This window comes from Actinocorallia libanotica, assembly GCF_039525175.1.
Taxonomy (GTDB): domain Bacteria; phylum Actinomycetota; class Actinomycetes; order Streptosporangiales; family Streptosporangiaceae; genus Actinocorallia; species Actinocorallia libanotica.
Map to the genome: position 1 here is coordinate 62,386 of NZ_BAAAHH010000021.1, position 22,076 is coordinate 84,461.

The 22,076-nt window shown below is 70.9% G+C and carries 18 protein-coding genes and 2 tRNA genes; 8 read left to right on the plus strand and 12 right to left on the minus strand.

The features are described from left to right. The 3 genes from ABD140_RS23655 to ABD140_RS23665 are packed head-to-tail and all read right to left on the minus strand — an operon-like array spanning position 1 to position 4,106. On the minus strand, positions 1–600 hold the full coding sequence (locus tag ABD140_RS23655; RefSeq protein WP_344243135.1) for a hypothetical protein: 600 nt from the start codon (positions 598–600) through the stop codon (positions 1–3). A gap of 38 nt (positions 601–638) precedes the next feature. Continuing rightward, positions 639–2,279: a ribosomal protection-like ABC-F family protein gene (abc-f, locus tag ABD140_RS23660; RefSeq protein ID WP_344243136.1), complete on the minus strand. Its 1,641-nt coding sequence runs from the start codon at positions 2,277–2,279 to the stop codon at positions 639–641. Positions 2,280–2,288: 9 nt separating this feature from the next. Beyond that, entirely contained in the window at positions 2,289–4,106 is a 1,818-nt protein-coding gene (locus ABD140_RS23665; protein ID WP_344243137.1) for a sensor histidine kinase, read from the minus strand. 260 nt (positions 4,107–4,366) lie between these two features. Here ABD140_RS23665 and ABD140_RS23670 point away from each other — a divergent pair, with 260 nt between their 5' ends. Beyond that, positions 4,367–6,148, plus strand: coding sequence for a hypothetical protein (locus ABD140_RS23670; protein WP_344243138.1), 1,782 nt, complete (start codon positions 4,367–4,369; stop codon positions 6,146–6,148). A 7-nt stretch (positions 6,149–6,155) separates the two neighbouring features. Here ABD140_RS23670 and ABD140_RS23675 read toward each other — a convergent pair whose 3' ends face one another. Together ABD140_RS23675 and ABD140_RS23680 are read right to left on the minus strand one after the other, a co-directional pair. Next, complete coding sequence (locus ABD140_RS23675) at positions 6,156–6,968, minus strand: GNAT family N-acetyltransferase (RefSeq protein WP_344243139.1); 813 nt, start codon at positions 6,966–6,968, stop codon at positions 6,156–6,158. A 112-nt stretch (positions 6,969–7,080) separates the two neighbouring features. Next, positions 7,081–7,155, minus strand: a tRNA-Lys gene (locus ABD140_RS23680). Positions 7,156–7,461: 306 nt separating this feature from the next. Between ABD140_RS23680 and ABD140_RS23685 the strand changes: the two genes are divergently transcribed. Continuing rightward, positions 7,462–8,778, plus strand: coding sequence for a dipeptidase (locus ABD140_RS23685; protein WP_344243140.1), 1,317 nt, complete (start codon positions 7,462–7,464; stop codon positions 8,776–8,778). A gap of 50 nt (positions 8,779–8,828) precedes the next feature. Here ABD140_RS23685 and dapD read toward each other — a convergent pair whose 3' ends face one another. Further along, complete coding sequence (gene dapD, locus ABD140_RS23690) at positions 8,829–9,791, minus strand: 2,3,4,5-tetrahydropyridine-2,6-dicarboxylate N-succinyltransferase (RefSeq protein ID WP_344243141.1); 963 nt, start codon at positions 9,789–9,791, stop codon at positions 8,829–8,831. A gap of 31 nt (positions 9,792–9,822) precedes the next feature. Continuing rightward, a complete protein-coding gene (locus ABD140_RS23695; RefSeq protein ID WP_344243142.1) occupies positions 9,823–11,160 on the minus strand; it encodes an alkaline phosphatase PhoX in 1,338 nt (445 codons plus the stop codon). Positions 11,161–11,338: 178 nt separating this feature from the next. Here ABD140_RS23695 and ABD140_RS23700 point away from each other — a divergent pair, with 178 nt between their 5' ends. From ABD140_RS23700 to ABD140_RS23710, 3 genes are all read left to right on the plus strand, one after another. After that, positions 11,339–12,004 carry a ComEA family DNA-binding protein gene (locus ABD140_RS23700; RefSeq protein ID WP_344243143.1) on the plus strand — a complete coding sequence of 222 codons (666 nt, stop codon included), beginning with the start codon at positions 11,339–11,341 and terminating at the stop codon, positions 12,002–12,004. A gap of 129 nt (positions 12,005–12,133) precedes the next feature. Further along, positions 12,134–12,334, plus strand: coding sequence for a hypothetical protein (locus ABD140_RS23705; protein WP_344243144.1), 201 nt, complete (start codon positions 12,134–12,136; stop codon positions 12,332–12,334). Beyond that, entirely contained in the window at positions 12,335–13,804 is a 1,470-nt protein-coding gene (locus ABD140_RS23710; protein WP_344243145.1) for a DUF4407 domain-containing protein, read from the plus strand. On the opposite strand, the gene ABD140_RS23715 is transcribed toward ABD140_RS23710, so the two are convergent. Next, positions 13,792–14,946 (minus strand): acyl-CoA dehydrogenase family protein, encoded by a 1,155-nt coding sequence (locus ABD140_RS23715; protein ID WP_344243146.1) that lies wholly within the window; start codon positions 14,944–14,946, stop codon positions 13,792–13,794. The two genes, ABD140_RS23710 and ABD140_RS23715, sit on opposite strands and share 13 nt — an antisense overlap. 111 nt (positions 14,947–15,057) lie before the next feature. Here ABD140_RS23715 and ABD140_RS23720 point away from each other — a divergent pair, with 111 nt between their 5' ends. Beyond that, a complete protein-coding gene (locus ABD140_RS23720) occupies positions 15,058–15,357 on the plus strand; it encodes a PspC domain-containing protein (protein ID WP_344243147.1) in 300 nt (99 codons plus the stop codon). 43 nt (positions 15,358–15,400) lie between these two features. Here the strand turns inward: ABD140_RS23720 and ABD140_RS23725 are convergent, their stop codons facing one another. From ABD140_RS23725 to ABD140_RS23740, 4 genes are all read right to left on the minus strand, one after another. Beyond that, complete coding sequence (locus tag ABD140_RS23725; protein ID WP_344243148.1) at positions 15,401–16,900, minus strand: alkaline phosphatase D family protein; 1,500 nt, start codon at positions 16,898–16,900, stop codon at positions 15,401–15,403. Positions 16,901–17,025: 125 nt separating this feature from the next. Continuing rightward, positions 17,026–18,528 carry an alkaline phosphatase D family protein gene (locus ABD140_RS23730; protein WP_344243149.1) on the minus strand — a complete coding sequence of 501 codons (1,503 nt, stop codon included), beginning with the start codon at positions 18,526–18,528 and terminating at the stop codon, positions 17,026–17,028. Positions 18,529–18,615: 87 nt separating this feature from the next. Further along, on the minus strand, positions 18,616–19,890 hold the full coding sequence (locus tag ABD140_RS23735; protein ID WP_344243150.1) for an MFS transporter: 1,275 nt from the start codon (positions 19,888–19,890) through the stop codon (positions 18,616–18,618). An 89-nt stretch (positions 19,891–19,979) separates the two neighbouring features. Continuing rightward, positions 19,980–20,321 carry a metallopeptidase family protein gene (locus ABD140_RS23740; RefSeq protein WP_344243151.1) on the minus strand — a complete coding sequence of 114 codons (342 nt, stop codon included), beginning with the start codon at positions 20,319–20,321 and terminating at the stop codon, positions 19,980–19,982. Between ABD140_RS23740 and ABD140_RS23745 the strand changes: the two genes are divergently transcribed. Continuing rightward, positions 20,320–21,825 carry a metallophosphoesterase family protein gene (locus ABD140_RS23745; RefSeq protein ID WP_344243152.1) on the plus strand — a complete coding sequence of 502 codons (1,506 nt, stop codon included), beginning with the start codon at positions 20,320–20,322 and terminating at the stop codon, positions 21,823–21,825. The genes ABD140_RS23740 and ABD140_RS23745 overlap by 2 nt on opposite strands. A 63-nt stretch (positions 21,826–21,888) precedes the next feature. Further along, a tRNA-Glu gene (locus tag ABD140_RS23750) sits at positions 21,889–21,961 on the plus strand. Positions 21,962–22,076 lie beyond the last annotated feature (115 nt).

The following is a 22,076-nucleotide window of genomic DNA, read 5'->3' on the forward strand; positions in this document are numbered from 1 at the left end:
TCAAAGGCCCTTCTTGTGGGGGTCGAGGGCGACGTCGTAGGGCATCACCCAGAAGAACTCGCCCTCCGCGTCGTAGTCGAAGATCAGCGCGCTGTCTCCGGAGGCCAGCGCCTCGTCGCCCGGCTTGCGCACCTGGAGCAGCGCCGAGGAGCCGTCCTCGGAGTGCACCTCGGCCTGGCCGAAGTGGGCGGTGACGGTGCCCGTCCGGATCACGCACATGCGGCCGATGAAGTCGTGGCGCGAGGGCACCTTCGGCTCCGGCAGCACGTACCGCAGGGGGTTGAGCATCAGGCGGGTCGCCAGCCAGCCGCCGGCCAGCGCGCCGGGCACCACCAGCAGGCCCAGGGGCCCGCCGTCCCAGGGCAGTTCGTCCAGGAACGCGTAGCCGGACAGGCAGAGGAACCAGGTGAACGCCGTGAACAGCGAAATGGCGATGGACGAGGGGATGCCGCGCAGGCCGACCGCGCCCAGCAGGTCGACGTCGGTCTCCAGCAGGTCCAGTCCCAGGATGGCCAGCACCCAGTAGAACGCGACCAGCACCAGCAGCACGGTGAAGACCACGGTCGGGGGCGCGAGCGCGATGTCCAGGAACTCCTTCACGCCCCGTCAGACGTGAAACTAGTTAATTCGGTTCATTCCTATCCAAGTTCCGTGACCCGACCGTGTTCCACGCGCAGCCTGCGGGTGGTGTGCACCGCCTCCAGCATGCGCCGGTCGTGGGTGACCAGCAGCAGCGTCCCCGGATACTCCGCCAGCGCCGACTCCAGCTGCTCGATCGCGGGAAGATCCAGGTGGTTGGTGGGCTCGTCCAGGACGAGCAGGTTCACCCCGCGCGCCTGGAGGAGGGCCAGGGCCGCCCGGGTGCGCTCCCCCGGCGACAGCGTGGCGGCCGGGCGCGGCACGTGCGCGGCGCGGAGGCCGAACTTGGCCAGCAGCGTGCGGACGTCCGCGGGCGCCATGTCGGGGACATGGCGCCGGAAGGCCTCCAGCAGCGGCTCGTCGGACTCGAAGAGCCGCCTGGCCTGGTCCACCTCGCCCACGACCACGCCGGGCCCGCGGGCCGCCGCGCCCTCGTCCGGCTCGATCCGGCCCAGGAGCGCGGCGAGCAGCGTCGACTTGCCCGCGCCGTTGGGACCGGTGATCGCGATCTTCTCCGCCCAGCCGACCTCCAGATTCACCGGGCCGAGCGTGAAGTCGCCGAGCCGCACCACGACCTGGCGCAGCGACGCGGTGACGGCGCCCGAACGGGGGGCGGCGGCGATCTCCATGCGCAGCTCCCACTCCTTGCGCGGCTCGGCCACCTCCTCCAGCCGCTCGATCGCGCGTTCGGTCTGGCGGGCCTTGGCCGCCTGCTTCTCGCTCGTCTCCCCGCGGAAGCTCTTGACGTGCTTGTCGTTGTCGGAGGCCTTGCGGCGGGCGTTCCGGACGCCCTTGTCCATCCACGCCCGCTGCATGCGCCCCCGCTCCTTGAGCGAGTCGAGCTTCCCGGCGTACTCCTCGTACTCCGCGCGGGCGTGCTGCCGGGCGATCTCCCGCTCGGCCAGGTACGCCTCGTAACCGCCGCCGTAGACGTTGACCTGCCGCTGCGGCAGGTCCAGCTCCACGATCCGGTTGACGGTGCGGGCGAGGAACTCGCGGTCGTGGCTGACCAGGACGGTCGCCGCGCGCAGGCCCGTCACGAAGCGCTCCAGCCGCTCCAGGCCGTCCAGGTCCAGGTCGTTGGTGGGCTCGTCCAGCAGGAAGACGTCGTAGCGGCTGAGCAGCAGGCTCGCCAGCCCGGCGCGGGCCGCCTGTCCGCCCGACAGCGAGGTCATCTCCTGGTCGAGGCCGATCCGCAGCCCCAGGTCGGCGGCGACCTCCTCGGCGCGCTCGTCGAGGTCCGCCCCGCCCAGCGCCAGCCAGCGCTCCAGCGCCGCGGAGTACTCCTCGTCCGCGCCGGGCGCCCCTTCCCCGAGCCTTTCGGCGGCCAGATCGAACGCCCGCTGCGCCTCGGCGACGCCCGTCCGCCGCCCCAGGAACTCCCGGACGGTCTCGCCGGGCCGCCGCTCCGGCTCCTGCGGCAGGTAACCCACCACCGCGCCGCCCGGATCGACCCGGACGTCGCCCTCCTCCGGCTCCAGCAGCCCCGCCAGGACCTTCAGGAAGGTGGACTTCCCCGCCCCGTTCGGGCCGACCAGCCCGATCACGTCGCCGGGAGCGACCACCAGGTCGAGCCCCTCGAACAACGCCCGCTCGCCATAACCCGCGGCCAGGCCCTTCACCACGATCGTCGCGCTCACGCGGCAACGCTACCCGCGGATCCGCGAGGACCGGCCGAGGGCTCCCTCGTTCTCCGTCTCGTCCTCGCGGCGGGCGATCGCCCTGATCTCCTGGGACGTGCTGCGTGAGTGGGTGATCGCCTTGGCCAGTTCCTCCTCGGCGTTCTCGCCCTGGCGCGCCTGCTCCAGGGCGCGCAGCACCTGGAAGAGGCTGGAGCCGAGGCGGTCGCGCAGGTGCAGGCCGAAGCGGGCGCGCTCCTTGGCGACGTTCACCGCCGTCAGGGCGGTGCGGGCCTCGCGGAGCTGCTCGGCGAGGCGCGGCAGCAGGAGGGCCGCGAAGATCAGCATCTGGCCGTAGAGGTTGGCCAGGAGGGCGCCCAGCAGGGGGACCACCGCCAGGGGCGCCGAACCCGCCGCGACGCCCGCCACCGCGCACAGGGAGGCGAGCGCCAGGCCTGTGAGGTTCGGCAGGAAGAACGGGATGGCGCCGCCCGCCACGAACGCCTGGCTCCACAACGACCAGCCGAACAGCGCCGGGAGCGTCGCGAGGGCGGTCAACGCGGCCAGGCCCGCGGCCACCGGCGGCCTGCGGGTCGTCCCCAGCCACAGCAGCAGCGCGTAGACCGCCGCGTCGAACGCCAAGGTGACCAGCAGCGGCACGGAATCGAGCTGCCTCCACGTCATCGGGTAGAGATAGGTGAGGCCGCTCAGGCACAGGCTCATGGTGAGCAGCGGGCCCAGCCGGCTCCAGAGGCCCTCTCTCCAGCGGCGCTTCTGACACGGCAGGGTGGCGTCGAGGGTGAACTCGCCGTCCTTCAGATGGGCGGAGACGCCTCCTTTGAGCGGCGCGAGCCGCGCCTGCAACCCTTTCAGCCCCGTCCCCGGCGGCCGTTTCGACGGCATCGCCCCGTCGTTGACGATCCGCACGCCCGTCGCCGACACATCGACCTGGCAGACGTTCGCCTTGCTGTGCCGCAGCACGTTGGTGACGCCTTCGCGCAGCACGTAGGCGAGCGCCTCGTCCGCTCTTCCGTCCGGGACTCCCATGACGTTGACCCGGGCCTCCACCCCGGCCCACTCCAGAGCCTCCTTCGCGGAGGCCGCCTCGGCCGCCAGCGAGGTGATCGGTGTGCCGTCGGCGACCGTCCGCACCGAGGCCAGCGCCTGCTCGACGAGCTCGTGCGCCGTCTGGAGCTCCTCGTCGGCCTTCCCCCTGCGCAGCGCCCGCAACGCCACTTCGAGCCGGATGATGATGACCGTCAGGCTGAATCCGAGCAGGTCGTGCACGTCCCGCCGCGCCCGCCCCCGCTCGTCCTGCACGATCGCCTCGGAGACCTCCTGGCGGGTGGCGTGCAGCCGGTGCATGACCCGCGCCAGCCGCGACACCACGTACACCTGGACGCCCACGCCCACGTTGTTGAGCAGCCAGTAGGCGACGTGCTCGCCCCGCCCCCGCCCGAACGCGTTCTCCGGCCAGAAGACGAAGTCGACGCACACCGTCGCCGCGAACAGCCCGACGACCACGGCCCAGCGCAGGCGCCCCCGGAACAGCAGCAGCGTGCTCGCCATCGGATAGCCGGTGTTGGCCTGGAAGTGCATCGGCGTGAGGACGGGCCCGAAGCACAGCAGCAGGTCGAGCCCGTACAGCCACCACCGGCGCCGCCGGCGCAACCGCTCGAACCGCGGCAGCGAGATGAACACCTGCAGCACCGGCGAGAGGAAGACCGCCGCTCCCCACACCAGGAAGGGCCACCCGGTCCCCGGCCCGGAGAAGACGAGGTTCCCCAGCCCGCCGAGCACCGCCAGGAAGGCAAGGTTGAGCAGCACCAGCCGTTCGGCCGTCCGCACCCTGCCCATCCCTTAGCCCCGCCCCCTCAGGAGGCCGATCTTATGACGTCCCTTTTGTCCACCTCGAACCCGGCCGTCCGGAGCCGCCTCTTTCCGCACCCCCTCGGAGACTAACCGCCCATCGCTTTCCACAACACCGATTAACGCCCTCGCATGCTCCGCGAACGAAGGCCCGCGAACCGTAGGGATTCCGTCTTGACGGATCGACCACGCGGGCTAGACGATCTTCGCCGTCCCCTTCACCGGATGAGGAAACGTCGATGATCAGACGAAGCCGCCGGGCAGCCGCCCTCGGAAGCGCCGCGGTGCTTCTCGCCACCGCCGGAGTGCTCGTCGCGGTGGAGCCGGGCGAGCCGTCCCCCCGGGCGGCGCCGGCCCCCGCGCTCGCCGCGACGCCCGTGGCCGCCCGGTCGGCGCTGCAGCTCAGCGGGCTCACCCTCGACACCGGACGGGTGTACGGCGGCCACCGCGCCCGCGCGACCGTGACGTTCAGCAGGAAGGCGCCCGTCCGGCTCACCGTCAGGGTCACCGCGTCCGGCCTGAAGGCGCCCGCCCGGGTGAGGATCGCGAAGGGCTCCCGCACCGCCTCGTTCTGGCTCGGGACCTCGAAGGTCGCCGAGAAGCGGACCGGGACCGTCCGCGTCTCCTACGGCAAGAGGCGGATCAGCCGCAAGCTCGCCGTGCTGCCCCTGCCCGTGCTCCGGTCGCTGTCGCTCTCCACCGCCTCGATCGCGCCCGGCGGCTCGGCGGTCGGGACCGTCCGGCTCTCCGCCCCCGCCCAGCCGGGAGGCAGCCGCGTCTCGCTGTCCGGCGGCGGCGCCGAGGTCACCGTCCCGCGTACGGTCCGGATCCCCCAAGGCGTACGCTCCGCGTCGTTCCGGGTCACCGCCGCGAACGGAGCCTCCCCCGGCACCGTCACCCTGTCCGCCCGGCGCGGGACCGTCACCCGCAAGGCGTCCCTGAGGATCGAACGCCCCCGCGCACAACCGCAGCCCTCCCCGGCTCCGCACCACCCGTCCCCGCATCCCTCGCCCACGCACCCTCCGGCCACGCACCCTCCGGCCCCTCCCCGGCCTAGCCAGACCGCGACGCCCGGCCCGAGCACCCCGCCGTCGAACACTCCTCAGCCCCCTGAGCGGGCCCGGGTGAGCGGCCTCCTCATCGACCCCGACGTCCTCCACTTCGAGGGGACCGCGACCGGCACCCTCACCCTCGACCGCCCCGCCCCCGAAGGCGGCACCGCCGTCACGCTCGTGCTCGCCCCCGACTCCACCGAGGGCCAGGTCGACTTCCCCGCCGCCCTCACCGTCCCGGCAGGCCGGAGCTCCGCCGACTTCACCGTCACCAACAAGCTGGCGGCCTCCGGGCCTCCCCTGTCATCGGCCGACATCGAGGCCTCCGCCGGCGGCGCGACGGTCCGCGCCCGCGCCACGCTGATGGGCCGCCTCCGGCTGATGAGCATGGACATCCCCGCCGCCACCGTCACCGGCCGCGAAACCCAGCAGGGCAGACTCTGGGTGATGGGCGACAACACGACCTCCGCCCGCGTCCTCATCACCTTCGCCGGCAACGTCGCCATCGACCCCATCCAGGTCGTCATCCCCGCCGGCCGGGAGGAGGCGGTCTTCCCCTTCACCTGGACCGCCCCCGACGTCGAGACCCCTACCCGGGTGTGGATCTCCGCCAGCGGACCCGGCGCCTCCTTCGACCGCACCGTCCTCATCCAGCCCCACCCCGACACCCTCGTCCCCCACCTGGAGTCGATCACCCTCAGCCCCCCGCTGGGCCGCCAGGGCGGCGCCTCCGTCACCACCGTGACCGTCACCCTCACCAAACGCGCCCACCGCCCCGTCCCCGTGAAGGTCACCGGCACCTGCTTCATCGTCCAGCACGGGTCCCCCGACATCGTCATCCCCGAGGGGGGCCGAAGCGTCAGCTTCGCCATGAACTCGACCTGCTACAACGAAAACCGCTCCGCCTACACGATCAGCTTCACCGTCACCGCCGCCGACGGCTCCGCCGCCTTCACCCACCCGAACTGACGGGAGATCACCCCAGGGCGTACTCGGTGAAAACACCGCAGGCTCGGAACCCGAGCCTGCGGTAGACGGGTTCGCCGTCCGGTGATGCCTGCAGCACCAGGGTGCGGTGGCCCTCCCGGTAGGCGGCGCGCATGGCCGCCACGGTGATGGCGCCGCCGTATCCGCGCCGACGGTCGGCCGCCAGGGTCGCGATGTTGTAGATCCCCCCGACTCCCGCGTGCAGGAAGACCTCGGCGGAGCAGACCGGCCGCCCGTCGACGTAGCCGACCAGGTAACGGGCAGGACAGCCGGGATCCAGGGCCCACACGGCCGCGTCCGCGAAGAAGCGGCGCACGGTGGCGGCCGGCGGGTCCCAGTTCGCGGCCAGGACGGTCGCGTAGTCGGCGAGCTGTTCGGGCGTCGCGACCGGACGGATCTCCAACTCCTCAAGGCGCACCGCCGCCGGAGCCTCCCGCAGGTCCACTGACATGCCCCGCTCCGTCTCGGACGCCCGAAGCCCGGCGTCCTCCAGGAGGACCCCGAGATCCGCCGGCGCGGACGCGGGCCCCACCCACCACGAGAAAGGACGCCGGGCCGCGGCCAGCACCCGGACGGTCTCCGCCACCCGCACCGGTGCCGCGTCCGGGGCGAAACGCGCCGCCGCGACGATGTTGAAGGTGTCGTCGTCCAGCCCGCTGTCGGCGATCAGCAGGTCTTCCGTCTCCATGACGACGGCCCCCGCCCTCTTCCGGTGCAGGTGACAGGCGTGCTCGACGAGATTGCGCTCCATCGCGACCAGCAGATCAAGATCGCTGCCGTCGGGATGTTCCTTGTTCTCCATAACGGCCCCTCGCATCATGTCCGCTCCCCCGATCCGCGACAGGCCAGGGGACTCCACGGCGACCGCAATGCCGAGGGCGGGAGCCCGGAACCGGCTCCCGCCCTGATCACGCTGGTGGGTCGCGTGGGACTCGAACCCACAACCTACGGATTAAAAGTCCGGAGCTCTGCCATTGAGCTAGCGACCCGTCCTTCATCATGCCATCTGCCGGGCTGTCGTCCGAATCGCAGGCGGCCGGGGGAACGCCGTACAGGTCGGACAGCTCAGGATTCTGCCTGTTGGGTCCGGTGGGAGTCCAGTGAGTTTGCCGGAACGCCGGAGGGCGGGGGTTTTCGCGGCGGGCGGAGGTCGGGGGGATAGATCTGGATTCTGACTGTTGGGCGGGATATGGGGTCAGGGGTTTGGGGGGATCGCGGGGAGTGGGGGATTTTCGGGGTGGGTGGGCGGGGGAAGGGGCGGGGTGAGGAAGGTGTCGGGGTTCGGGGGTGCGGGCGTGGATCGTGGGCGGGTTGCCGGGTTGATGGGGCGGGCGCGGCGGGATCTGGGGGAGCTGGTGGCCATGCGGTCGGTGGCGGATCCGGCGCGGTTCCCGGTGGAGGAGTGCCTGCGGGCGGCGCAGTGGACGGCGGACGCGTTCACCGAGGCGGGGGTGCCGTGCAAGCTGTACGAGACGCCGGACGGGAGCCAGGCCGTGGTGGGGCATCGGCCGGGGCCCGAGGGGGCGCCGACCGTCCTCCTCTATGCGCACTATGACGTTCAGCCGCCCGGGGAGGGGTGGAGTTCGTCGCCGTGGAGGCTCGCCGACCGGGAGGGGCGGTGGTTCGGGCGGGGGGCCGCGGACTGCAAGGGCAACATCGTCATGCATCTGACGGCGTTGCGGGCGGTGGCCGAGCCGGCCGTGGGCGTCAAGGTGGTCGTCGAGGGGTCCGAGGAGCAGGGGACGGACGGGCTGGAGCAGTTCCTGGAGCGGCATCCCGACGTCTTCGAGGCCGACGCGATCATCATCGGCGACACCGGGAACCTCGCGGTGGGCGTGCCGACGTTCACGACGTGCCTGCGCGGTCAGGTCAACGTGCTGGTCACGGTGACGACGATGGCGGGGGCGCTGCATTCGGGCATGTACGGCGGGGCGGCGCCGGACGCGCTCGCCGCGCTCATCCACATGCTGGGGACGCTCCGCGACGCCTCGGGCAACACGACCGTCCGGGGGCTGCCGTGCGACCAGCGCTGGGACGGCGCCCAGTATCCGGTCGAGCAGTTCCGGCGGGACGCGGGCATCCTCGACGGCGTCGACGTCACGGGTACCGGGACGATCGCCGACATGCTCTGGGCGCGGCCCGCGCTGACCGTTTTGGGCCTCGACTGCCCGCCCGCCGCCGGGTCCGTCGCCGCCGTCCAGCCCGGCGCGCGGGCCCGGCTCAACCTGCGGATCCCGCCCGGCATGGACCCGGAGGAGGCCTACGACGCCCTCACCGCCCACCTGGCGGACGTCACGCCCTGGCACGTCCGCGTCGAGATCGAGCTGGAGTCACTGGGACGGCCCTTCCTCGCCCGTACGGGCGGCCCCGCCTACACCGCGATGACCGCGGCGCTCTCCGAGGCGTACGGCAGGAAGGTCGTCACGCAGGGCCAAGGCGGCTCCATCCCGCTGTGCGGGGCGTTCCAGCGGCACTTCCCCGACGCGGAGATCATGCTGATGGGCGTCGAGGAGCCCCGCGCGCTCATCCACGCGGCCGACGAGAGCGTGGAGCCGTCCGAGATCGAGCACCTCGCCCTCGCCGAGGCGATCTTCCTGGAGCGCTACCGGTGAAGCCGAGACGGGCGCGGACCGTGAAGGTCCGCGCCCGCCGGTGAAGCCGGTCAGTTGGCGTGCAGCATCTCGTTCAGCCCGCCCCAGCCGCCCGAACGCGGGATGACCTCGACCGCGCCGGACTGCGAGTTGCGCCGGAACAGCAGGTTGTTCGCCCCGGACAGGTCCAGCGCCTTGACGATCGAGCTGTCGGGCAGCGTGACCCGCGTCCCGGCCGTCACGTACAGGCCGGCCTCGACGATGCAGTCGTCGCCGAGGGAGATCCCGATGCCGGCGTTGGCGCCCAGCAGGCAGCGCTCGCCGATCGAGATGATCTGCTTGCCGCCGCCGGACAGCGTGCCCATGATCGACGCGCCGCCGCCGATGTCGCTGCCGTCGCCGACGAGGACGCCCGCGCTGATGCGGCCCTCGACCATGGACGAGCCGAGCGTGCCGGCGTTGAAGTTGACGAAGCCCTCGTGCATGACGGTCGTCCCGGTCGCCAGGTGCGCGCCGAGGCGCACCCGGTCGGCGGCGGCGATGCGCACCCCGGCGGGGGTGACGTAGTCGGTCATGCGGGGGAACTTGTCGATGCCGTAGACGGCGAGCTGGCCGCCCTCCAGCCGCACCGCCAGCCGCGCGGCGTCCAGCTTCCCGACCGGGACGGGCCCGATGGACGTCCACGCCACGTTGGCCAGCAGCCCGAAGACACCCTCCAGGTTCAGGCCGTGCGGCTGGACCAGCCGCGCGCTCAGCAGGTGCAGCCGCAGGTACACGTCGTGCGCGTCGGCCGGCTTCTCGTCCAGCGACGCGATCGTCGTGCGGACCGCGACGACCTTCACGCCGCGCCGCGCGTCCTGGCGTACGGCGCCCGCCAGCTCGCCGGCGGCGTCGCCGTCCAGGACGACCGTCCCGGACGGCCCGGGCTCCGCGGCCAGCGCGGGCGCGGGGAACCAGGTGTCCAGCACGGTGCCGTCTTCGGCAAGGGTCGCAAGGCCGACGGCTACCGCGCCGGAAACAGTCTCAGTGCTCACACGCCCCAGATTAGTCAGGATCGCCCTCGCCTCAGAACGGCCCCCGCTGCCACGGCCCCCAGATCGCGAACGTCATCCCCGTCCTGGCCTGGAGGTTGACGAAGAGCGTGTGCCCGCTCGGACTGAACGTGGCTCCGGCGAACTCCGCCCCCGGATCGCCCTTGATCGGCTTCAGCTGGGCGAAGGAGAAGACCTTGCCCTTCTTGGTGAGCCCGCGGATGTAGTTCCGCCCGTCGCCGTCCTCGCACAGCACCAGCGTGCCCCGAGGGCTGTGGGTGATGTTGTCGGGGAGGTCGAGACGGGACTGCGCGGTGGACTCGGTGATCAGCTTGAGGCGTTCGCTGCGCGTGTCGTACGCCCACACTTGGCCGCGGCCGTCCCCGAATCCGGACGGCGCCTTCTTGGTGACCTTCGCACCGCCCTGAGTCGAGACGAAGTACACGACGCCCTTGTGGAAGATGGCGCCTTCCAGCCGTGCGAACTGCGCTCCGCCCTTCGCGTGCCCTTGCTTCGCCACGTACTGGATGGCTTCGTCATTGGAAGGCCTGCCGGAGAACGTCGGATCCGGGTCGTCGATGTCCACCCAGGTGACGTCGTAGGCGACTCCCGCCTTCTGGTGCTTGTACAGCTTCGCGCGCGGCTTCTTCTTGACGGCGAGCATCTGCAGACGGCCGCCGTCCAGGATGCGTCCCGCGCTCAGCGGGCTCCGCGGAGGCAGGTACCTGTAGAAGCCCGAAGCGAAGTTGAAGTCGTCCTCGGTGAGGTAGACGGCCCCCGTCTTCGGATCGCAGGCGGCCGCCTCATGCGCGAACCTTCCCGCGGAGAGGATCGGCTCCCCGATCCCCACCTCGAAGACGTACCCGTGCTTCTCCTTCAGCAGCGAGTTGTCGCCTCCGGTGTGGTCGTTCCCCACGTCCGGCCCGTTGACGGTCTCCTCGCAGCTGACCCAGCGCCCCCAGGGCATCGCCCCGCCGGAGCAGTTCCCCATCGTCCCGTTCAGGCTGACCGCCCCGGCGAGCACCTTCCCGTAGTCGGTGACCCGCAACGTGCACGTACCGCCCCCCGCCATCGGGTCGTACGCCTTGTTCCTGTCCCCGAACGCCCCCACAGGCCCGAACACCTCATGGTTGCGCACCAGCACGGCCTGCCCTTTGACCGTCTTGAAGGCCGCCATCCCGTCGTGCTTGCCGGGCGTGACATGCCCGTCGCTGAGCCGGGTCCCCGCCGCGTTGAACGACCGGTACTTGAACCCCGCCGGAAGCAGCAGCCGCGCCCTGCCGTCACGCAGGTCCTTGACCGCCCGCAGCTTCCCGTACCCGCTCGTCTCGCCCGCCGCGTACGCGGCCACCCCGTCGAAGGGCGTCACCATTCCGGCAAGACCGAGCGCCCCCAAGAACGCACGTCTCTCCATGCTCGTTGGACGCCCTATCTCCCACAAAAGTTTTCAATAGGACCAATCCGGCAGGGGCGGGTGGGGCGGACGTGTGCCTCTGCCACGACGGTCGCCCGTATGGAACCAATGGTCCTTTCCGTGCGTCTCAACAGGCATGACCGGTTACCAGCCCGCGCCCCTCCCCCAGGACCGGATCGAGGCGGTGCTCCATTCGGTGATCAGCCAGCACGTCGCGATGGGTTGGCGGCTGGAGTCCCGGATGGGGAACCAGGTCGTCTTCGTGCGGGGCGGGCAGACCAACCACGTCGCGCACGCGCTGATCACGTTCCTGCTGTGCGGGCTGTGGCTGCCCATCTGGATCGTCCTGGCGGTGGTGGAGCAGGAGAAGCGCACCGCGGTGTCGGTGGACCAGCACGGACGGCTCTTCCAGGGCGGCGGGCTGCCGTACGCGGGGTTCGCGCCGCCGCCGGTCAACCGGTTCAACGGCAACGCCCAGGCCATCGCGATGGCGAACATGCGGCGCCAGCTGCGCCAGCAGGCACGGGAGCACGCGCGGGACGTGGTGCTCGCGCGGGACCTGCGCATCGGGCGGCCGGACCTGCCGCGGCACTACGACGACGGCGGGCTCATCGACGTCAACCACGCCCCGGCGCAGGTCATCGCCTCCATCACGGGGGTCACGCCGGAGATGGCCGAGCACATCGTGAAGGTGCGGGCGCAGGTCGTCGGTTTCAGCTCCGCCGAGGAGCTCTCCGCGGTCGCCTCCCTGCCGCCGCATCTCACCCCGGAAATCCGGGAGTACGGCATTTTCCTCCCTTGACCTGGGATTTTTCCGCAGCGGTCTGAATTCACGGGCGGTGGGCCCCTTCTTTCTCACCTCCCGGCCAGCGGCGCGCCCTGTTATGGTGCTGAAGTTTGTTGCTGTGGCAAATGACCGCTGGATGGCCTTATGCCCCTGCCTGACGACTATCCGCTGCCGCGGGTCGGCACACTGCACGTGCCGAGGGCCGCCGCGTCGGTGCCCAGAGCCGCCGTCGAGGTGGCCGCGCCGCGCGGCCCGTGGCGCGACCTGGCCGTCCGGCTGACCTCTCCCCGCCTGCCCCGAGCCGTGTTCGCCCTTCCGCGCCCGCTACGGAAACAGGAACACTAGATGAAGCGACACCCCCTGATCTGGCTGTCGGGCGCCCAGCCCGCGATCCTGGAGCAGACGCCCGGGGACCGGGCCAAGTACCAGGGCATCGGCGGCGCGGTGCTGACCACGGCGACGCTCGCCGGGGTCTCGATGTTCTTCGCGCTGCAGATGGCGCTGCGGGCCCCCTGGTACGCGGCGCTGCCGATCTCGCTGGTGTGGTTCCTGGCCATCTTGAACCTGGACCGCTGGCTGGTCGTGTCGATCCAGCGCGGGAACCGGGCGTGGCTGGTGGCGCTGCCCCGGCTGCTGATGGCGCTGCTGTTCGGGTTCATCATCTCCACGCCGCTGGTGCTGCGGATCTTCCAGCCGGAGATCGAGACCGAGATCAACAAGATCCGGCAGGAGCAGACCGAGCGGTTCCAGGGCGACCTCAGCGGCGGCGAGGTGGGCCGGAAGATCGACGCGCTGGAGAAGCAGGAGACCGCGCTGCTCCAGACGATCGCCGGCGGCGGCACCGTCGTGAACCCCGAGGAGGACCCGCAGATCGTCGCGCTGCGGGAGCGGCTCGGCCCGCTGGAGAAGACGCGGGACGAGAACGCCGACGCCGCGACGTGCGAGCTGACGGGCGACAAGTGCCGTGACGGGAGCCGCAAGTCCGGTGCGGGACCGCGGTACGAGAACTTCCGGGCCAAGCAGCGCGAGGCGGAGCGGCAGATCCGCGAGATCGACCGGCAGATCAAGGACCGCCGGGACGACATCACGGCGACGTCCAAGACGAGCCGGGAACAGACCCTCCGCGAGGCCAACGAGTCGCTGCCGGGCGTTCAGACCCAGCTGGAGAACCTGCGGCAGATCCAATCGGACGAGCAGCAGTCCTTCGAGCAGGCCAACGAGGGCAACACCGGCCTTCTGGTGCGCTTGGACGCGCTCAACCGTGCTTCGGCAGGCGATTTCACGCTCGGCCTCTGGCGCGTCCTGCTCTTCCTGCTCTTCACCGTCATCGAATGCCTGCCGATTTTCGTGAAGGTGCTGCAGCTGTACGGGCCGCCGAACACCTACGAGCAGCTCGCCGAAGAGCACGCCAAACGCAGCGTCACGACCGGGAAGATCCGTGCCGAGACGCACGAGCAGGCACTGGAGCTGGAGCAGACGTCGCAGCTCAGCCAGTCCCGCTCGCTCGTGGAAGCACGGCAGGAAGCCGCCCAGAAGCTCGGCGCGATGACGGCGGAGTCCGAACTGCGGGTGGCCGCCGCGATCCTCGCCGCGTGGGAGGAACGCGAGATAGCGCGCATCCCCAAGCACCTCGACGAGTACGTGACGTCCACGCACGACCCGATCCCCGAGCCGGGCTCTCCCGAACCCGCCCCCGAGCCGGCCGTGACTCCGCCGTTCTTCGGCCCGGGGGCGCCCGGCGTCATGCCGTACTACGCGCCCGCCTTCGACGAGGACGCACGCCGCGCGGACCTCGAAGGCCGTCAGCCCCGGTAGGCGGAGATCCCGGTGATCGCCTCGCCGAGGACGAGCGTGTGGATCTCCTCCGTGCCCTCGTAGGTGAGGACGGATTCCAGGTTGTTGGCGTGGCGGATCACCGGGTACTCCAGCGTGACGCCGTTCGCGCCGAGGATCGTACGGGCCGAGCGGGCCACGTCCAGGGCGGCCCGGACGTTGGCGAGCTTGCCGAAGGAGATCTGCTGGGACGTCACCTTCCCCGCGTCCTTCAGCCGCCCGATGTGCAGTGCCGTCAGCCCGGCCTGCCCGAGGGCCAGCTCCATGCGCGCGAGCTTCTCCTGGGTGATCTGGAAGCCCGCGATCGGCTTCCCGAACTGCTCCCGGGACTTGGCGTACTCGACGGCCGTCTCGTAACACGTGCGGCCCGCGCCGATGGCGCCGAAGACGATGCCGAAACGCGCTTCCGAAAGGCAGCCGAGCGGCGCCTTGAGCCCCTTGGCGCCCGGGAGGAGCGCGTCCGCCGGCAGCCTCACGTCGTCGAAAGCCAGCTCTGACGTGACAGAGGCGCGCAGCGAAAGCTTCTTCTGGATGTCCGTCCTGCTGAACCCGCGCGTTCCGGCGGGCACGAGGAAGCCGTTGATGCCCTCTTCGGTGCGGGCCCAGACGACCGCGACGTCCGCCACCGACCCGTTGGTGATCCACATCTTGGCGCCGTTGAGCACCCAGTCCTGCCCGTCACGCCGCGCGTACGTCCGCATCGACCCCGGGTCGGAGCCGTGGTCGGGCTCGGTGAGGCCGAAGCAGCCGATCAGCTCGCCCGCCGCCATGCCCGGCAGCCAGCGCTGCTTCTGCTCCTCCGAGCCGTACTTGTGGATCGCGGCCATCGCCAGGGAGCCCTGGACTGAGACGAAGCTGCGCAGCCCGCTGTCCGCCGCCTCCAGCTCCCGGCAGGCGATCCCGTACGAGACGGCGTTCAGCCCCGCGCACCCGTAGCCCTCCAGGTGCATCCCGAAGAGCCCCAATTTGCCCAGCTCCCGCGCGAGGTCGCGGACGGGCAGCGTGCCGCTCTCGAACCAGTCGGCCACGTAGGGGTCCACCGAGCCGGTGCGGAAGGCGCGAACGCTGTCGCGCACCATCCTTTCCTCGTCGGAGAGCTGATCGTCGAGCCGCAGAACGTCCATCCCGTGCCTCCCTCTGGTTATCACCGCTAACTTACTCAGGGGTCGGAGTCAGGGTCGGATCAGGGCTGCCCCCCGATGTGGAAAGGGGCGCGCGCGGGGCACTCTTGAGACATGACGAACACACTGAAGCGCAAGATGGACGGCAAGATGCTCGGCGGGGTCTGCACCACGATCGCCGACCGGACCAACGCCGACCTCAACATCGTCCGCCTGGCCGTCGCCGGCGTCTCCGTCTTCGGCGGGATCGTCGGCCTGGGCCTGGCCGTCCCCGTCCTGTACCTGCTCGCCTGGATCTTCCTCCCGGCCGACGACGCCGACCAGTCGCCCGCCCAGCGCTGGTTCAGCAAGCCCGAGGTCAAGGACGCCCTCGACAAGGCGTCCGACGCCTTCACCAAGAAGACGCAGCCGTGACCCGCGAGACGGCCTCCCGAACCCCCCGTTCGGGAGGCCGCGGCTAGGGGCGGGCCGTCAGCGTCTGGGTGTGGAGCACCGCGCCCTGCAGGTCCCGCAGCCGCACGGTGAGCTCCTCCGTGTGGCAGTCGATCTCCACCTCGCCGAAGAACTGGGCGCCGTCAGCGGGGCCGGCGCCATGGCGGGGAGCGCCCTTGATGAACACCGTGGTCGGCCCGAACGTCGAGTCGAACCTCGTAGGGCGGAACGTACCCGCGTTGAGAGGCCCCGCGATGAACTCCCAGAAGGGCGCGAAGTCCTTGAAGGCGGCCTGCGCGGGGTCGTAGTAGAGGGCCGCCGCGTAATGCACCTCCGCGGTGAGGAAGACCATTCCCGTCACCTCGTGCTGCCAGGCGTCGCGCAGGATCGCGGCGAACTCCCGCTCGCGACCCAGCGGCAAACCCTCGTCTCTGTTGCCCACACCGTCCTGATCCTTGCCTTTGGCGCCTGTCAGGCCGAGCGGGATGCTGTTGGCGATGACCTTCCAGACGGCTTTGGACTCCCGTAGGCCGTGGATGAGCCAGCGCGTCTGCTCGTCACCGAGGATGCCAGGGCCGTCCGTCTCCAGGTTCGGGGTGTTCCTGTTGCGGTGCGAGCGCATGTCGAGGACGAAGACGTCCAGCAGCGGCCCGTAGGAGACCTTGCGGTAGATGGTCGAGCGGTTGGTGATCGGTACGTATTCCTGGACGGCGCGGCGGGCGCGCTCCGCCAGTACGCGCACGTTCTTCTCGGTGTAGCGCCGGTCGTGGACGATCATCTCGGGGTACCAGTTGTTGCGTACCTCGTGGTCGTCCCAGTCGTAGAGCATCGGTACGCGGGCGTTGAACGCGCGCAGATTCGCGTCCATGAGGTTGTAGCGGAACTGCCCGCGGTACTCCTCCAGCGTCTCCGCGACCTTCGCCTTCTCCTGCGTCATCACGTTCCGCCAGATGGTTCCGTCGGGCAGCGTGACGGTTTCGCGCAGCGGGCTGTCGGCGTACGCCCAGTCGCCGCTGCACAGGAAGAAGTCCGGCTGCACATCGGCCATCGCGTTGAAGATCCGGTAGCCGCCGAAGGCCTCGTTAATGCCCCAGCCCTGGCCCGCCATGTCGCCGCCCCACACGAAGCGAACGTTCCGTCCCTCGCCGGGAGGCGTCGTGAAGGAACCCGGCTCCGGAGCCGACCGCACGCGCCCGTCGTCCAGTGTGACGCGGTAGTACACGCGCTTCCCCGCGGGCATCTTCGTGAGCTGTACGCGGCCCGTCAGATCCGTCTCAGGGGTCAGCCAGGGTCCCTTGACGGTCCGCCCTTCCTTGAAGTCGGGACGGGTGCTGTAGTCCACCAGCATCCGTGACGGGCGGTCGGCGCGCGCCCACACCAGGGCGTGGCCGTCGTAGACCTCGCCGCTCTGCACACCGTGGGTGATCATGGGCCGGGCTCGGGCGAGCGCGGGTGCGGCGGGCAGGGCGAGCGAGCCGCCCGCCAGCAGGCCGGCTCGCAGGAGGTCACGTCGGTCGAGGGTCATCGGCACGCTCCAGGCTCGCGGACACGGCCAAGATCGCGGACCGGAGGACGGGACTCAACGCGACAAGCGGGAGAAAGAGAAGGCTTTGCCCGGCCTCCCCACCACGAGAGGCCGGGCGGCGGAACTCAGGGCGTCAGCGTCCTGGTGTAGAGCACCTTGTTGTCGAGGTCGCGCAGCCGCACGGTGAACGCCTTCGACCGGCTGTCGATCTCCACCTCTCCGAAGAACTGCGCGCCTTCGGCGGGGCTGGCGTTGGCGCGGGGACCGGCCTTGAAGAACTCCTGTGTGGGACCGAACGTGCCGTCCAGTGTGTTGGGGCCGAACGTGCCGGCGTTCAGCGGACCCGCCACGAACTCCCAGAACGGCGTGAAGTCCTTGAAGGAGGCCTTCGCGGGGTCGTAGTAGTGCGCGGCCGTGTAGTGGACGTCCGCCGTGAGGAAGACGATTCCCGTCACGTCGTCGCGGTGCGCGTCGCGCAGAACCTCGGCGATCTCCCGTTCGCGGCCCAGCGGACGACCGCTGTCGGTGTTGCCCACGCCCTCCTGGGCGGTGCCGTCGGGGACGATCAGCCCGATCGGAAGGTCGTTGGCGATGACCTTCCAGGTGGCCTTGGAGCGGCGCAGCTCGCGCGTCAGCCAGCGCTTCTGCGCGTCGCCGAGCAGGCCGCGGCCCTGCGTCTCCAGGTTCGGGGAGTTCTTGTTCTTGAACGAGCGCATGTCGAGGACGAAGACGTCCAGCAGCGGCCCGTAGGAGATCTTCCGGTAGAGCGGGCGGTCCAGGTCGACCGGAAGGTACTCGTCGATGGCGCGGCGGGCGCGCGCCGCCAGGACGTCGACGTTCTTCTCGGCGTACCGGGCGTCGTCGAGGACCTCCCCGGGGTACCAGTTGTTCGTCACCTCGTGGTCGTCCCACTGGTAGATCAGCGGCACGCGGGAGTGGAAGGCGCGCAGGTTGGCGTCCATGAGGTTGTAGCGGAACTGGCCGCGGTACTCCGCGAGCGTCTCCGCGACCTTCGCCTTCTCCTCGGTCATGACGTTCTTCCAGACGGTGCCGTCCGGGAGCGCGACGGTCTCGGCGAGGGGGCCGTCGGAGTACACCCAGTCGCCGCTGCACAGGAAGAATTCCGGCTGCACGTCGGCCATCGCGTTGAAGATCCGGTAGCCGCCGAAGGCCTCGTTGATGCCCCAGCCCTGGCCGGCGAGGTCGCCGCCCCACACGAACCGCACGTCCTGGCCGCGCAGCGGGGCGGTGCCGAACGAGCCGGTCTCGGGCGCGGACACCGCGCGGCCGTCGTCGAGCCGCACCCGGTAGTGGACGCGGCGGCCGTCGGGCAGGCCGCGCAGGGCGACCTTGCCGGTGAGGTCGGTGCCGGGCGTCAGCCAGGGGCCGCGGACCGTGCGGTGGCCGCGGAAGTCGGGGCGGGTGCTGTAGTCCACCAGCATCCGTGACGGGCGGTCGGCGCGCGTCCACACCAGCGCCCTGCCGTCGGCGACCTCGCCGGTCTGCACGCCGTGGGTGATCACGGGCCGGGCACGGGCGAAGGCGGGGGCCCCGGCAGCGGCGGGCAGCGCGAGGGCGCCGCCCGCCAGCAGGCCCGCCCGCAGGAGGTCACGTCGGTCGAGGGTCATGGCACGCTCCTGAGCTCGAAGTTCCGGGCGTGATCATGCCGACCGGAGGGAGACATGCCATGAAAAGCACACGAACGGCGTGGAACCTCACAGAGAGGCTTTGGCCCTCTCGCCCTGCGCGGGAGGAGTGAACATCATCCGCAGCACGTCGCCGCGGATGCGCGTCCAGCCCATCGTCAGCACCGTCGCCGCGGCCAGGCCCGCCGCGCCCGCCAGCGCCACGACCTTCTGCGGGCCGATCACCTGGGCGAGCGCGCCGCCCACCAGGATGCCCAGGCCCTGCCCGGCGAGGATGCCCGACTGCACCAGCCCGAACGCCTGCCCCCGGCCGTCGGGCGGCACCGCCGCCACGAACGCGGTGTTGGCGGCCAGCTGGTAGGCGGCGCCGCCGCCGGCCAGCGCCCACAGCAGGACCGTCACCGCGAACGGCGGCTCCAGCGCGCAGCCGATCAGCGGCGCGCACGACAGCAGCGACATCCAGCCCATCGAGCGGACCCGGCTGGTGGGCCGGACGAACCGGGAGAAGACGAAGCTGCCCGCGACCATCCCCGCCGGCATCGCGGCCATCAGCACCCCGACGTACAGCGCGTCCTTCCCGTACGTCGCCGCGTACGGCGCGGCCAGCCCCTCGGGGATCGTCGAGAAGGAGCACAGCCAGGCGAAGCCCACCAGGCTCCGCAGCGCGGGGTCGCCGAAGACGAGCGCCGCGCCCTCCCGGGTCGTCCGCCACAGCCGGAGCCTGCCGTTGCGGCGCTCCGGCGCGGGTCTTCGCGCGATGCCGGTGAGGACGAGCGCCGACAGCAGGAACGTGAGCGCGTTGAGCCCCAGCGCCTCGCGCGTCCCCATGATCGCCACCAGCGCGCCGCCCACGACGAAGCCGAGCATCTGCGTCGCCTGGTGGGTGATGTTGTTGACCGCGGCGCCCAGCACGTAGCGGTCGCCCCGCAGGATGTCGGGGAGCAGGGCGGCGCGGGCCGCGGTGAACGGCGAGCCCAGCAGGACCGTCAGGAAGATGAGGGCGCACAGCCCCGCGAAGTGCGTGTCGCCCAGCGCCATCAGGCCCATGAGGGCGGCGCGCAGCACATCGCAGACGATCATCACGCGGCGGCGCGGGAAGTGGTCGGCCAGCCCGCTGAGCACCGGGCCGCCCATGATCGGCGGCAGGTACGTCAGCGCGTAGGCCAGGCCCGTCAGCAGCGGGCTCTGCGTGCGGTCGTAGACCAGGACGGCCAGCGCCACCTGGGCGAACTGGTCCCCCACGGAGCTGAGCGTCTGGGCGAACCACAACCGGCGGAACTCCACGACGGCGAAGACCTCGCGGTATGTCGCCTGCCTTTCCGGCGGCCGTCTGTGCCTGCCCATACCCCGCTCTCTTAGGTCGCCCTACCCCCTCATCAAATCACGTAGCGTTGCCCTTCGGTGACCGAATGCACTTTCCTCTGGACTACGAGTCACCAGCCCAGTTCATGCAGTCGCCTATCGTCGATTCCGAAGTGGTGCGCGATCTCGTGCACCACCGTCACGGCGATCTCTTCGCGTAGATGGTCCCTGTCCGAACAGAAAGCGAGATGTTCCTCACGGTAGATCTCGATCCGGTCGGGCAGGACTCCTGCGTACCAGTCGCCGCGCTCCGTCAGGGGGACACCGGTGTAGAGGCCCAGCAACCCCTCCTCGGGGGCCCGATCCACCACCACGACCACGACGTTCTTCATCAACCTCGTCAGATCCGGAGGGATCGTGTCCAGTGCCTCCGACACCAGCCCCTCGAACTCCACCGCGGAAACCTCGACCATGAAACGCCTCCTCCACCGCCTCTTCAACCGCCGCACCGCCCGCTGGAGTTCCCTCGTCCTCATCGGCGTGGCCGGCGCCCTGGCCGGCCTGCTGCTCGGCGGCCGCATCCAGACCCCCGTCGGCCCCGCCGACGCCTCCCTGTCCTTCTCCCTGTCCCAGGACGGCGGCACCGTCGTGGACGTCCCGCCGCTCGGCTCCCTGCGCCTGGACTCCCACAGCGGCCCCGTCACCCTCAAGGCGCAGATCAGCCAGCTCCGCCCCGCCGCCACCGAGAAGTTCATCAACGACCCCTCCGCGATCGACGCCCTCGCCGAGACGATCACCGACCAGATCCGGCACGGCCTCGTCTGGATGGCCGTCCGCGGCGCCCTCACCGCCTTCGCGCTGGCCTTCGTCGTCGCCCTGCTCGTCTACCGCGCCTGGCGCCCCGCCCTGGCCGCCCTCACCGCCGCCGCCGTCACCCTGGCGGCCTTCGGCACCGCCGCGTGGCTGACGTTCCGCCCCGCCTCCGTCGCCGAACCCCGCTACACCGGCCTCCTCGCCAACGCCCCCCAACTCGTCGGCGACGTCCAGACCGTCGTCCAGCGCTTCGACGAGTACCGCGGCATGCTCGCCAAACTCGTCGGCAACGTCTCCGAGCTGTACGCCACCACCTCGACCCTGCCGATCTACGAACCCGACCCGTCCACCCTGCGCGTCCTCCACGTCTCCGACATCCACCTCAACCCCATCGCCTGGGACGTGATCCGCTCCATCACCACCCAGTTCAAGGTCGAGGTGATCATCGACAGCGGCGACCTCACCGACCACGGCTCCCGCGCCGAGGACCGCTTCGCCGACAACATCGAGACCCTGGGGGACGTGCCTTACGTCTTCGTCCGCGGCAACCACGACTCTCCCGGCACCCAGAAGGCCGTCGCCAAGAACAAGAACGCCGTCGTCCTCGACGACGAGACCAAGACCGTCGAGGGCCTGCGCATCTACGGGGCCGGCGACCCCCGCTTCACCCCCGACAAGACCACCTCGGACGACTCCCTCACCCCCGAGGCCCTGTACGCCGCGGGCGTCCAGCTCGCCACCCCCCTGCGCGCCGCCCCCGAACCCCCGCACGTCGCGGTGATCCACGACGGCAACCAGGCCAAGGCCTTCGACGGCGCCACCCCCCTCGTCCTGGCCGGCCACTCCCACCGGCGGGCCACCGAGCTCCTCCCCCAGGGCACCCGGCTCTTCGTCCAGGGCAGCACCGGAGGCGCCGGACTGCGCTCCCTCGAACACGAGACCCCCACCAAGGTCGAACTGAGCCTGCTCTACTTCAACCGCGAGACCGGCGGCCTCCAGGCCTGGGACGACTTCACCCTCGGCGGCCTCGGCGAGCAGTCCGTCCAGGTCGAACTCCACCTCCGCCCCACCCCGCCCACCTCCGCCTCCCCCACGAGCCCCCCGGCCTCCCCCACCGCCACCCCGTCCGCCTCCCCTCCCACAAGCACCCCTGTCGCCCCATGAACCCCAAACCGATTACACGTCTCCGCGCCCTGTCCCCTATGCTGGTCTTGAGCACACTCATGCGCCCTCATCGTCTAGTGGCCTAGGACGCCGCCCTTTCAAGGCGGTAGCACGGGTTCGAATCCCGTTGGGGGTACAGCAAGATCACGAAGAGCCGAGGCCCAAGGCCCCGGCTCTTTTCGTTTCCCGGCACTCCACCCAGCGCCCAGACCCTCGCCGGGGGGGGGGGGGGGGGGCCGGGGGCCCCCCGC

What these genes read in the sequence shown, in the direction of transcription:
- ABD140_RS23670 (WP_344243138.1), top strand. Translation starts at nt 4,367, where the DNA reads ATGATCAGACGAAGCCGCCGGGCAGCCGCCCTCGGAAGCGCCGCGGTG.
- ABD140_RS23675 (WP_344243139.1), bottom strand. Translation starts at nt 6,968, where the DNA reads ATGGAGAACAAGGAACATCCCGACGGCAGCGATCTTGATCTGCTGGTC.
- ABD140_RS23695 (WP_344243142.1), bottom strand. Translation starts at nt 11,160, where the DNA reads ATGGTGACGCCCTTCGACGGGGTGGCCGCGTACGCGGCGGGCGAGACG.
- ABD140_RS23700 (WP_344243143.1), top strand. Translation starts at nt 11,339, where the DNA reads ATGACCGGTTACCAGCCCGCGCCCCTCCCCCAGGACCGGATCGAGGCG.
- ABD140_RS23705 (WP_344243144.1), top strand. Translation starts at nt 12,134, where the DNA reads ATGCCCCTGCCTGACGACTATCCGCTGCCGCGGGTCGGCACACTGCAC.
- ABD140_RS23710 (WP_344243145.1), top strand. Translation starts at nt 12,335, where the DNA reads ATGAAGCGACACCCCCTGATCTGGCTGTCGGGCGCCCAGCCCGCGATC.
- ABD140_RS23715 (WP_344243146.1), bottom strand. Translation starts at nt 14,946, where the DNA reads ATGGACGTTCTGCGGCTCGACGATCAGCTCTCCGACGAGGAAAGGATG.
- ABD140_RS23720 (WP_344243147.1), top strand. Translation starts at nt 15,058, where the DNA reads ATGACGAACACACTGAAGCGCAAGATGGACGGCAAGATGCTCGGCGGG.
- ABD140_RS23725 (WP_344243148.1), bottom strand. Translation starts at nt 16,900, where the DNA reads ATGACCCTCGACCGACGTGACCTCCTGCGAGCCGGCCTGCTGGCGGGC.
- ABD140_RS23730 (WP_344243149.1), bottom strand. Translation starts at nt 18,528, where the DNA reads ATGACCCTCGACCGACGTGACCTCCTGCGGGCGGGCCTGCTGGCGGGC.
- ABD140_RS23735 (WP_344243150.1), bottom strand. Translation starts at nt 19,890, where the DNA reads ATGGGCAGGCACAGACGGCCGCCGGAAAGGCAGGCGACATACCGCGAG.
- ABD140_RS23745 (WP_344243152.1), top strand. Translation starts at nt 20,320, where the DNA reads ATGAAACGCCTCCTCCACCGCCTCTTCAACCGCCGCACCGCCCGCTGG.
- ABD140_RS23740 (WP_344243151.1), bottom strand. Translation starts at nt 20,321, where the DNA reads ATGGTCGAGGTTTCCGCGGTGGAGTTCGAGGGGCTGGTGTCGGAGGCA.